General features: G+C 59.4%; 10 protein-coding genes and 1 pseudogene. 5 read left to right on the top strand and 6 right to left on the bottom strand.

Annotation, left to right across the window (positions count from 1 at the left end):
• Positions 1 to 65: 65 nt before the first annotated feature.
• The 6 genes from AAC083_RS22140 to AAC083_RS22165 all read right to left on the bottom strand — a co-directional run bounded on the left by AAC083_RS22140 (position 66) and on the right by AAC083_RS22165 (position 7,419).
• The gene (locus tag AAC083_RS22140) at positions 66 to 971 is read right to left on the bottom strand and encodes an ABC transporter permease subunit (RefSeq protein ID WP_108537724.1); all 906 of its coding nucleotides are present in this window, start codon (positions 969 to 971) and stop codon (positions 66 to 68) included.
• Complete coding sequence (gene potA, locus AAC083_RS22145) at positions 968 to 2,122, bottom strand: polyamine ABC transporter ATP-binding protein (RefSeq protein ID WP_042035915.1); 1,155 nt, start codon at positions 2,120 to 2,122, stop codon at positions 968 to 970. The genes AAC083_RS22140 and potA overlap by 4 nt, the downstream gene beginning before the upstream one ends.
• Before the next feature lie 74 nt (positions 2,123 to 2,196).
• Positions 2,197 to 3,258, bottom strand: a complete 1,062-nt coding sequence (locus tag AAC083_RS22150) for a polyamine ABC transporter substrate-binding protein (protein ID WP_219927925.1) — start codon at positions 3,256 to 3,258, stop codon at positions 2,197 to 2,199.
• A gap of 140 nt (positions 3,259 to 3,398) precedes the next feature.
• Positions 3,399 to 4,496 carry a polyamine ABC transporter substrate-binding protein gene (locus AAC083_RS22155; protein ID WP_042035913.1) on the bottom strand — a complete coding sequence of 366 codons (1,098 nt, stop codon included), beginning with the start codon at positions 4,494 to 4,496 and terminating at the stop codon, positions 3,399 to 3,401.
• Between the two features lie 54 nt (positions 4,497 to 4,550).
• Positions 4,551 to 5,912, bottom strand: a complete 1,362-nt coding sequence (locus AAC083_RS22160) for an aspartate aminotransferase family protein (RefSeq protein WP_108537725.1) — start codon at positions 5,910 to 5,912, stop codon at positions 4,551 to 4,553.
• A gap of 175 nt (positions 5,913 to 6,087) precedes the next feature.
• Positions 6,088 to 7,419, bottom strand: a complete 1,332-nt coding sequence (locus tag AAC083_RS22165; RefSeq protein ID WP_108537726.1) for a glutamine synthetase family protein — start codon at positions 7,417 to 7,419, stop codon at positions 6,088 to 6,090.
• Positions 7,420 to 7,886: 467 nt separating this feature from the next.
• Between AAC083_RS22165 and AAC083_RS22170 the strand changes: the two genes are divergently transcribed.
• From AAC083_RS22170 to AAC083_RS22190, 5 genes and pseudogenes are all read left to right on the top strand, one after another.
• The gene (locus AAC083_RS22170; RefSeq protein ID WP_005318322.1) at positions 7,887 to 8,273 is read left to right on the top strand and encodes a TraR/DksA family transcriptional regulator; all 387 of its coding nucleotides are present in this window, start codon (positions 7,887 to 7,889) and stop codon (positions 8,271 to 8,273) included.
• A gap of 185 nt (positions 8,274 to 8,458) precedes the next feature.
• On the top strand, positions 8,459 to 9,313 hold the full coding sequence (locus AAC083_RS22175) for a hypothetical protein (protein ID WP_108537727.1): 855 nt from the start codon (positions 8,459 to 8,461) through the stop codon (positions 9,311 to 9,313).
• 139 nt (positions 9,314 to 9,452) lie between these two features.
• The gene (locus AAC083_RS22180; protein ID WP_108537728.1) at positions 9,453 to 9,944 is read left to right on the top strand and encodes a CreA family protein; all 492 of its coding nucleotides are present in this window, start codon (positions 9,453 to 9,455) and stop codon (positions 9,942 to 9,944) included.
• A 77-nt stretch (positions 9,945 to 10,021) separates the two neighbouring features.
• A complete protein-coding gene (locus tag AAC083_RS22185; protein ID WP_108537729.1) occupies positions 10,022 to 11,011 on the top strand; it encodes a 2-hydroxyacid dehydrogenase in 990 nt (329 codons plus the stop codon).
• A gap of 178 nt (positions 11,012 to 11,189) precedes the next feature.
• Positions 11,190 to 11,842, top strand: a pseudogene (locus tag AAC083_RS22190) (Hsp70 family protein); the annotation flags it as partial.

The raw sequence follows: 11,842 nt of genomic DNA on the forward strand, positions 1-11,842 counted from the left end.
GACCATGGGCAGGTAGATAAACAGCAGCCCCAGCCACAACATCAGCTTGGCAAAACCGAAACGCTTCATACCTTGCCCTCTAATTCTTTCGCCTGGTTGCGGTTAAACAGGATGATGGGCACGATAAGCACTGCCAGCATCACCACCGCCAGGGCAGACGCCACAGGCCAGTCGCGGTTGTTGAAGAACTCCTGCCACAGTACCTTGCCGATCATCAGGGTCTCGGGGCCGCCGAGCAGTTCCGGGATCACGAATTCGCCCACCACGGGAATGAACACCAGCATGCAGCCGGCTATGATGCCGTTCTTGGACAGCGGCACCGTGATCTGCCAGAAGCGGGTCAGGTTGCGGGCACCGAGGTCAGAGGCCGCCTCCAGCAGGCTCTGATCGTGCTTGACCAGGTTGGCGTAGAGCGGCAGCACCATGAACGGCAGGTAGGAGTAAACGATGCCGATATAGACCGCCAGGTTGGTATTGAGGATCTGCAGCGGTTCATCGATCACCCCGATCCCCAGCAAGACGCTGTTGAGCAAACCGTTGTTGCTGAGGATCCCCATCCACGCATAGACCCGGATCAGGATCGCGGTCCAGGTCGGCATCATGATGAGCAGCAGCAGAACGGTCTGGGTCTCCTTGTTGGCCCGCGCGATGGAGTAGGCCATGGGATAGCCGATCAGCAGACAGAGCAGGGTGCTGACGAAGGCAATCTTGAGAGAACCGAGATAGGCCGCTATGTAGAGTTCATCCTCCCACAGCAGCAGGTAGTTGCCCATGTTGAGCAAGATGGTGAGCTGATTGTCGGCCCAGCTCACCACGTCCGTGTAGGGCGGGATCGCCACGTCCGCTTCGGCGAAGCTGATCTTCACCACTATGATGAAGGGCAGCAAGAAGAAGAGGAACAGCCAGAAGAACGGAATGCCGATCACCAGCTGGCGCCCACCCAGTCGCTTCAGTCGTCTCAATGCCTTCATGATTGCAACACCACGCCGCTGTCATCTTCCCAATAGAGGAACACCTGATCATCCCAGGTTGGCCGCTTGCCGTGGCGTTCGGCGTTGGCGATGAAAGCCTGAACGATTTTGCCCGAGGGCAGCTGGATGTGGTAAACCGAGTGGCCGCCCAGATAGGCGATGTCATAGACCTCACCCTTGGTCCAGTTGAAGTCCGGGTGCTCAATCTCGGTCGGTTTCTGGGTGCTCATCAGCAGTTTTTCCGGCCGCAGGGCGTAGGTCACCTTCTTGTTCTCGGCGCGGGAACTGATGCCGTGGCCCACGTAGATGGGTTGTTCCAAGTCGGCGCAGGCGATGGTGGCATGGTCCTGCTCATCCTCCACCAACAGACCGTCGAACAGGTTGACGTTGCCGATAAATTCGCACACCAGCCGGCTGGCCGGAGTCTCGTAGATATCCATGGGGCTGCCGATCTGCTCGATGCAGCCCAGATGCATAATGGCGATCCGTTCGGCCATGGTCATGGCCTCTTCCTGATCGTGGGTCACCATGACGCAGGTTACACCGACGCGCTCGATGATCTCGACCAGCTCCAACTGCATCTGCGAACGCAGCTTCTTGTCCAATGCTCCCATGGGTTCGTCCAGCAGCAACAGCTTGGGGCGCTTGGCCAGGGAACGGGCCAGGGCGACCCGCTGGCGCTGACCACCGGAGAGTTGGTGCGGCTTGCGGCGCGCATACTGGGTCATCTGCACCAGCTTGAGCATCTCCTCCACCCGCGCATTCACCTCCGCCTTGGGCAGGCCATCCTGCTTGAGACCGAAGGCGATGTTCTGCGCCACCGTCATGTGGGGGAACAGAGCGTAGGACTGGAACATCATGTTGATGGGACGTTCATAGGGCGGCATGTCGGTGATGTCGACACCATCGAGAAACAAGCGCCCCTCGGTGGGGCGCTCGAATCCAGCCAGCATCCGCAGCAGGGTCGACTTGCCGGAACCGGACCCCCCCAGCAGGGCGAAGATTTCGCCCTTGTGGATGTTGAGGGACACGTTGTCGACCGCCAGCGTTTCATCGAACTGCTTGCTTACCCTGTCAATCTTCACCAGCACTTCTTTGCGCTGCTGGTTGCCCTCGAGGGCTTTCTTGTAGGCACTGGAGGCTATCGCCATTACCAAACTCCCAAACGTGATACCGGCCTGGGCCGATCCATAAAACAGTCTGGCGCCCCCGAACGGGCGCCAGGTTAGGTTCCGGACTTGATCTTGGTCCAACTCCGGGTGATCAGACGCTGCACCGCACGGGGATGTGCCTGCTGCACATACAGCCGTTCCAGCACCGCCTGGGGTGGATAGACGGACTCGTCATCACGCACGCTCTCGTCCATGTACTCTCCCGCCTTGGCATTGGGATTCGCATAGCCCACATGGTTGCTGATCTTGGCTATCACCTCTGGCTGGAGTACGTAGTTGATCAGGGCGTGCGCCTCTTTCACATTGGTGGCATCCGCCGGGATCGCCATCATGTCGAACCAGAGGTTGCCCCCCTCTTTCGGGATGCTGTAAGCAATCTTGATCCCCTTGCCCGCCTCGTCGGCACGAGCCGCCGCCTGCAATATGTCGCCGGAGAAGCCGGCTGCGACGCAGATGTCGCCATTGGCCAGATCGCCTATGTACTTGGAGGAGTGGAAGTAGGCCACATAGGGTCGCACCTTGAGCAACTGGCTCTCGGCACGCTTGAGATCGGCCGGTTCCTGGCTGTTGGGATCTAGCCCGAGATAGTTGAGCGCCGCCGGGATCATCTCGTCGGCAGAGTCGAGAAAGGCGACGCCGCAACGGGCCAGCTTCTGCATGTTTTCCGGCTCGAAAATCATGGCCCAGGAGTCAATCTTGTCGACCCCCAGCACGGCCTTGACCTTGTCAACGTTGTAACCGATGCCATTGGTACCCCACAGGTAGGGCACGGCGTACTGATGACCCGGATCCACTTTGTCGAGCTGCTTGAGCAACACAGGATCCAGATTGACCAGATTGGGCAGCAGGGCAGGATCCAGCTTCTGGAACGCGCCGGCCTTGATCTGCTTGGCCAGGAAATTGTTGGAAGGCACCACCAGATCGTAACCGGTGCGTCCGGTCAGCAGCTTGCCTTCCAGGGTCTCGTTGGAATCAAACACGTCGTAGACGGTCCGGATCCCGGTTGCCTGCTGAAAGTCACTGAGGGTGGTCTCGCCGATATAATCGGACCAGTTGTAAAAATGAACCACTGGGGCTGCCTGGGCCACGTTTGCCAACCCCAACGCCAGGGCCATCGTCACTATCTTGGTTGTGTGCACGTATATCAGTCCTCATGTTTTTTGGTATGCCAGTGCGCATCCATGCGCGCCGTCCAACCTGTCGGGTTGCCACCACCCTCCCGGCCGAACTGCAGACCGGGAGGGGCACTCATCACTTACTTGCCTGATTTTATCTTGGTCCAGCTGCGGGTCATCAGACGCTGCGTCTTGGCCGGCAGATCCGGGAAGGTATAGATCTTCTTGAGCGTCTCCGCATTCGGGTAGATACCCGGGTCGGTACGGATAGGCTCATCCACCAGCGGGGTCGCCGCCCTGTTGCCGTTCGGGAACTGCACCACGTTGGTGATGTTGGCGATCACTTCCGGCTTCATCAGGTAGTTGATGAAGGTGTGGGCGGCCTCGACGTTCTTGGCATCGGCCGGAATGGCCAGCATGTCAAAGAAGCTGCCAGCCCCCTCTTTCGGAATGGTGTAGGTCAGGGTCACGCCGTTCTTGGCCTCCGCCGCCCGCGCCTTGGACTGCTGCAAGTCTCCCGAGTAACCGACAGCGACACACAGGTTGCCGTTGGCCAGATCCGAGATGTACTTGGAGGAGTGGAAATAAGCGGTATAGGGACGGATGGAGAGGAACAGTGCCTCTGCCTGCTTCAACTCGTCCGGCTTCTGGCTATCCGGTTTGAAGCCCAGATATTGCAGGGCAGCCGGCAGCATTTCGGTCGGTGAGTCGAGGAAAGAGACACCACACTCTTTCAGTTTGGCCATGTTCTCCGGTTTGAACACCAGGTCCCAGGAGTCCACAGGCGCGTCCTTGCCCAGCACGGCTTTCACCTTCTCGGCGTTGTAGGCGAAGCCAATGGTGCCCCACATGTAAGGAATGGAGTACTGGTTGCCCGGGTCGCTCGGATCGAGCGCCTTCAACAGGTCGACATCCATGTTTTGCCAATTGGAGAGCTTGGACTTGTCCAGCTTCTGGAACACGCCCGCCTTGATCTGTTTGGCCAGGAAGGGGTTTGACGGCACGACTATGTCGTAGCCCGAACTGCCCGCCAACAACTTGGCTTCCAGCACCTCGTTGCTGTCGAACACGTCGTATACCACCTTGATGCCCGTCTCTTTCTGGAAGTTTTCCAGGGTATCCGGCGCGATATAGTCGCTCCAGTTGTAGACGTGCAACACCTTGTTCTCAGCCATCGCCCCGGTACTCATCATGACCAGCGCGACAGAAGCGGCAATCATTCCCGTTTTGAAAGACATCGTCCTTGTCTCCTAAGCAAATTGTATGCGCAAGCCAACCTGCCCGGCACTCACCTAACCTTTCAGCTTTGCAGCCGTCAGATCCAGACTGAGCCTGGCCAGATTGACCAATTCATCCACCTGTTCCTCAGTGATCACCAAGGGGGGCGATATGATCATGGTATCGCCGACAGCCCTCATCACCAAGCCATTGTTAAAGCAGAACTCCCGGCAGGTCATACCGGCCTGCAGCGCAGCCGGGAAGCGGCTGTTGGTCTGTTTGTCCTGCACTATTTCCAGCGCGGCCACCAGGCCTTTGCCACGGGTTTCTCCCACCAGCGGATGCTCTGCCAGTTCGCGCCAGCGGCGCTGCAAATAGGGGCCGATATTATCATGGATTCGCTTAACTATGCTTTCGTTTTGCATAAGCGTAATGTTGGCGATAGCGACGGCACAGGCCACCGGATGCCCGGAATAGGTGAAGCCGTGGTTGAATTCGCCGCCCTCCTCCACCAGCACCTTGGCGACCCTGTCACCCACCATCACGGCCCCCATCGGCAGATAGCCGGAGGTGATCCCCTTGGCCAGGCACATGAGGTCCGGCTTGATGCCCAACCCTTCGCTGGCGAACCAGTGACCGGTACGGCCGAAACCGCAGATCACCTCGTCGGCGATGAGCAGGATGCCGTAGTGATCGCAAATACGCTGGATCTCGGGCCAGTAGCTGTCGGGCGGGATGATGACACCGCCGGCACCCTGGATGGGCTCGCCGATAAAGGCGGCGACCTTGTCCACCCCCAGTTCCAGTATCTTCTGTTCCAGCTGGCGGGCGCGCTCCAGACCAAACTCATGGGCACTCATCCCCTGCCCCTCACCGAAGTGGTAGGGCTGATCGATGTGCACTATGCCGGGGATGGGCAGGCCACCCTGGGCATGCATGCCCTTCATGCCGCCCAGGCTGGCGCCCGCCACCGTCGAGCCGTGGTAGGCATTGTGGCGACTGATGATCACCTGCTTGTCCGGCTGCCCCTTGCTGGCCCAGTAGTGGCGTACCATGCGCAGTACGGTATCGTTGCACTCGGAGCCCGAACCGGTGAAGAAGACGTGATTGAGATGGGAGGGGGTGATCTCGGCCAGCAGGGTCGCCAGCTCGGCCGCAGGCGGGTGGCTGGTCTGGAAGAAGAGGTTGTAGTAGGGCAGTTGCTGCATCTGTTTGGTGGCGGCATCCACCAGTTCCTGCCGACCATAACCCATGTTGACGCACCAGAGACCCGCCATCCCGTCCAGGATGCGGCGCCCCTCCGAGTCTTCCAGATAGATGCCTTCGGCCTTGGTGATGATGCGGCTGCCCTTCTTGTTGAGCGCCTGAAAGTCGGTAAAGGGGTGCAGGTGGTGGCTGGCATCCAGCTGTTGCCACTCACGTGTGGTCTGCTTCATTGCTTGCTCCTCGGTTCCTTCGATTTAAGCGAGACGGTTTCGTCAGTCGGTGAGGACGGCTGGCGCGCTCACAGCACTGCCACTCACCGGTGGGGTGTTGATGCGATATGAGCAGAGGGGAGGCCGTCATTGGCCTCCCCGTATCTGGGCGGCGCGTGGCAAGCACGCATCCGGATCACACGTTCAGCAGCAGGAACTCCCGCTCCCAGCGGCTGATCACCCCGAAGTAGGTCTCGTACTCCTTGCGCTTGACCGCGACAAAGGCCCGGATGAAGCGCTCCCCCAGCATCTCCTTGATGGGCTCGCACTGTTCCAGGTGGCTCAGGGCCTCCTCCAGCGAGCGGGGCAGGCTGTAGGGCAGATCATAGGCACTCGACTTCATCTCCTGCAGCGGCTCGAGCTTCTCCATCATGCCGAGGTAACCACAGGCCAGGGTGGCGGCCAAGGCCAGATACGGATTGGCATCGGCCCCGGCGAAGCGGTTTTCGACCCGGCGCGCACTGGCCTCGGAGAAGGGCACGCGCAGGCCGCAGGTGCGGTTTTCCACCCCCCACTGCACGTTGCGCGGCGCGCTCTCGCCGAAGGTGAGGCGACGGTAGGAGTTGACGTTCGGCGCCAGCAAGGCAGTCACCGCCGGGGTGTACTTTTGCAGACCCGCGATGAAGTGCATGAACTGCTCGGTATTACCGCCATTTTCCGTGCCGAACAGGTTGCGACCGTCCACATCTTCCAGGCTCTGGTGGATGTGCATGGCGGAGCCCGGCTCGTCGCTCATCGGCTTGGCCATAAAGGTGGCGTAGATGCCATGCTTGTGGGCCGCCTCACGCATGGTGCGCTTGAACAGGAACACCTGATCCGCCAGATCGATGGCATCGCCGTGCAGGAAGTTGATCTCCATCTGGGCGGCGCCGGATTCGTGGATCAGGGTGTCCACTTCCAGCTCCTGCGCCTCACAGTAGTCGTACATGTCCTCGAAGATGGGGTCGAATTCGTTGACCGCATCGATACTGAACGACTGGCGGGCCGTCTCGGGACGGCCATTGCGGCCAATGGGCGGCACCAACGGATAGTCGGGGTCTTCGTTGCGCTTGACCAGATAGAACTCCAGCTCGGGCGCCACCACCGGCTTCCAGCCCTGTTTCTCATAAAATGACAGGACCCGACGCAGCACGGAGCGCGGCGCTATGTCGATCAGCTTGCCATTGATGTCGAAACAGTCGTGGATCACCTGAGCGGTCGGCTCCAGCGCCCAGGGCACAAAACGAATGGTGTTGGGGTCCGGGTAGAGCTGCATGTCCCGCTCCAGCGGGTCTATCATGCTGTCGTCATCCGGGTACTCGCCGGTCACCGTCTGGGTGAAGATGACCTCGGGCAACCGCATGCCCCCTTCGCGCAAAAATTTGTTGGCTGGAATGATCTTGCCTCGGGCATTACCGGTGAAATCCGGAAACAGGCACTCCACTTCCGTGATGCGATTGCTCTCCATCCAGCCCTTGATACTGTCCATGTTAAACCCCGACTTTACGATTGCCATTGGCAAAGGTGTCTAATATATGGAACACCTCTGTTATCAAATTGTAATCAGCACCACCATAAAAGCCCGCCGTTATAGCCAATGTCAAGCAGTGGTGTTTAAAAAATGATAAGTAACGGTGCATATAATGACCATGGCGACACCAAATACTAAACACCCTGGTGCCCTCAACGCTGACTGCAATCCCGGTGCCACCGAAGGGGCCTGATCCCCCATCTTCTCAGTCAGTCCCTGTCCGAATCGGGTCATTTTTTTGCAAGGGCGCACAATCCTTGCCCTATTTGCTTTGCATACCTGCTTTTTTTTGGTACAAGGCCCGCCCTGATTTGCACTCTCCTGCTTGGATTTGGTGCAAATGCAGGACACAGGGCTTGGTCTGCAAGCAGACAGCCCCCATAAACAGGGATAATTGGGTTAGTAACTGACTGGTAGTAAACCGTATGTGTGATTTCATGACTAAAGACCAACTGGCCTTTTACAAGGGGCAGATCGAGCGCCAGATCCTCGAACTCGAGGATCGCCTCAATTCCCAGGCCAGCCAGGCCATCGCCACCGATACCAACGAGATGGCAGATGAAATTGACCGTGCCAGTATCGAGGAAGCCCGTCGTCTGGAGCTGAACCGCATCGAGCATGACAAGTTGCACCTGCGCAAGCTGCAGGGTGCATTAAGGCGTATCAACGAAGGGGATTTTGGCTACTGCGAATCTTGCGGTGACGAGATCTCACTCAAGCGACTACAGGCTCGCCCCGAGTCCCGCTTCTGCGTCGAATGCCAGAGTACCAAGGAGTTCAACGATACCCATGTGTATCGTCGCGTCGCCTGATTCTTCGAAGAACCGTCACGAGCCGGTCGCGAGAAGTCGTCAGCCATGCGCAGCACAGAAACCGGCGTTTATGTTGATAAATGCGGACAAAAGGCTGCAAATGAGCACTTCTCACGGCGTCGCACAAGAGAGTGACAAGTTCTGTTAGACTCCGGGCAAGTCCGGAATCTACAGGAGAGCAGAGAGTGAAATGGTTCCTCAAACTGTGCTTGTGTCTGCCGTTGCTGGCACAAGCACAGACCCTCACGGTCAAGGTCCCCAGCCGACCGATCAACGATCTCGACAAGGAATACCAGCTCAAGCTGCTGGAACTGGCGCTGACCCATGCCGGGCAGCCATTTCGCATCCAGCAGGTCGAACTCAACCTCAACCAGCACAGCCTGCAACAGCAGCTGAGCAAGGGCCAAACCATCAATGTGTTCTGGATGGGCACCTCCAGCGCACTCGAATCCTCCCTCATCGCCGTCCCCATACCGCTGTTTCGCGGTCTGGAAGGGCTACGCCTCTCCTTCATCCACGCCGATGCCCAGGAGAAGTTCAATCAGGTCAACTCGCTGACCGATCTCAAGCAACTGAAGGCGGCCCAGGGGATCGGCTGGGCCGACAACAAGATCCTGGAGAATGCCGGTATTCCGACCTACTCGGGACGCTACAGCAACCTGTTTCGCCTGACCAACGACGGCGACAAACTCGACTTCTTCCCGCGCAATCTGGTAGAAATCTTCGCCGAACGCAGCGAGCTGGCGGCGCAATATCCGAATCTGGTGATAGATCAGCACCTGCTGATCCGCTACCCCTTCGCCGAGTTCTTCTTCGTCAGCCCCGAGTATCCCAAGCTGGCCAAGGCGATCCAGACCGGGCTGGAACGGGCTTATGCCGATGGCAGCTTCATGACGTTTTTCCGTGAGAACCCCAAGATCCGTGAGGCCCTCGCCAGCGCCAATCTGAACCAGCGGGTCACCATTTCACTGCCCAATCCGGACATGACCCCTTTGCTCAGGAGCATTCCGGCCCAATATTGGGAATATCCACCCCAATAAGGGGATCCAGAGCTCAGCGTGGGGATGACCCGGCGCCATGACCCAGCTCGCGCAAAGAGACGCAGAGGCGATGGCAGCGCTGGCCAGCCTCTATCGTCGTCTGGGCATTCCCTACTGAGGGAGGCCAACAGGAGAGACCATGTCATACCGTCACACGCCCAGTAACAGATTCGGTCCTGCCCTGCCCCTGCTGCTGGGGGCACTACTCGCCGGCCCGGCCCTGGCCGACAAAGCCGATCCTATAGGTGAGGTAAGCACCGCCTTCAAGCTGGTGGGCCCCAACCACAAGATCCTGGTGGAAGCGTTCGATGACCCCCGCATCACGGGCGTCGCCTGCTATCTGGCTCGCCCCAAGACCGGTGGCGTCAAGGGCGGGCTGGGGCTGGCGGAAGACCCCTCCCACGCCTCTTTGTCGTGCCACCAGATTGGCCCCATCACACTGCCTGCCAAGCTGAAGGCGGGGGAAGAGGTGTTCGACGTCAGCACCTCGCTGGTGTTCAAAGAGCAGAAAGTGGTGCGCTTTTACGACGAAAAGCGCAATGCGCTGGTCTATCTGACCTACAGCACCAAACTGGTGAATGGCTCGTATAAAAGTGCAGTGAGCGCGGTTCCCATCATGCCGTGGGGCTGAAAAGCCACCATTTAACCCGTGATGACACGCTTTATTTGTTGTAATTTAACTACATCATTAGTTGCGGAGAGCCCACCATGAACGTCGCCGTTTTCAGTACCAAGAGCTACGACAAGGACCACTTCAATCAGGCCAACAGCCAGTACGGTTACGAGCTGGAGTTCTTCGACGTGCGGCTGGAGGCCAAGACAGCCCGGCTGGCCCACGGCTTCCCCGTGGTGTGCCTGTTCGTCAATGACGATGCCGATCGGGAGGTGCTGACCGAGCTGGCCGCCAACGGCACCAAGGTGATCGCGCTGCGCTGCGCCGGTTACAACAACGTGGATCTGGTCGCCGCCAAGGAGCTGGGGCTGAAAGTGGTACGCGTGCCCGCCTACTCCCCCGAAGCCGTCGCCGAACACGCGGTGGGGCTGATGATGACCCTCAACCGCCGCATCCATAAGGCCTATCAGCGCACCCGCGATGCCAACTTCTCGCTGGAAGGCCTGGTCGGCTTCAACATGCACGGCCGCACCGCCGGCATTATCGGCACCGGCAAGATCGGCATCGCTACCCTGCGTATCCTCAAGGGCTTCGGTATGCGACTGCTGGTGAGTGACCCCTACCCGAGTCAGGCAGCCATCGAGCTGGGGGCCGAATACGTGGATCTCGACACCCTGTTCCGCCAGTCCGACGTCATCAGCCTGCACTGCCCGCTGTTCAAGGAGAACTATCACCTGCTGAACAAGGAGGCGTTCGCCAAGATGAAGGACGGTGTGATGATCATCAACACCAGCCGGGGCGGCCTGCTCGACTCCAATGCCGCCATCGAGGCACTCAAGACCGCCCGCATCGGCGCGCTGGGGCTGGACGTCTACGAAGAGGAAGAGGATCTCTTCTTCTCCGACAAGTCCAACGAGGTGATCACCGATGATGTGTTCCGCCGCCTGTCGGCCTGCCACAACGTGCTGTTCACCGGTCATCAGGCCTTCCTGACCCGCGAGGCGCTGCACGCCATCGCCGATACCACCCTTGGCAACCTCAAGGCCATCGAGAGCCAGGGCCGCAGCGACAACGAGGTGGAGTAATCCTCTCGCCCCCGCAATCATCAGAAACAGAGGGAGCCACTCCCTCTGTTTTCCACACCAACATGCTCTTCGACATACAATTCTCCCCTGCAGCCGCAATAACCATGGCGCCGGGTTGTGAGACCCAACGCCATCGGGTAGGCTACCAGCCCTTTTTTATTCAGGAGTCTGGCTGCCCATGTTTATCGGATTTGATTACGGTACCTCCAACTGTGCCGTCGCCGTGATGGAACAAGGCAGCCCCAGGCTGCTGACCCTGTGCGGTTCCCGCTATCTCCCCTCCACCCTGCATGCGCCCCACAGAGATGCCATCGCAGGTCTCTTGGCCGAAGGGCTGGCCCCGGCCCAGCAGGCAGAATACCTCAAGCTGCGCGGCCCCGTGGTCGCCCGGGCCCAGGCGGTGCGCCGCCAGATGCGGGAAGAGGGGCTGATCGACGAGCTGAGCTTCGGTGCCGCAGCGTTGGAGCGCTATCTGGAGGAGCCGGACGATGGCTACTACATCAAGTCGCCGAAATCCTTCCTCGGCGCCTACGGCCTCAAGGCCCCCCAGATCGCGCTGTTCGAGGACATCGTCTGCGCCATGATGCTGCACGTGCGCCGCGAGGCGGAGCAGCAGCTCGGCACTCAGGTGCGCCGCGCCGTGATCGGTCGTCCAGTCAACTTCCAGGGGCTGGCCGGGGAGGAAAGCAACAGCCAGGCCATCGCAATCCTCACCGAGGCGGCCCGTCTGGCCGGGTTCGAACAGGTGGAGTTCCTCTATGAGCCCGTGGCGGCCGGTTTCGAGTTCGAGGCACGGCTGGACGAAGACGCCGTCGTGCTGGTGGTGGATAT

Origin of the sequence: Aeromonas sp. HMWF014 (assembly GCF_963878295.1) — a bacterium.
GTDB classification, from domain to species: Bacteria; Pseudomonadota; Gammaproteobacteria; order Enterobacterales; family Aeromonadaceae; genus Aeromonas; species Aeromonas popoffii.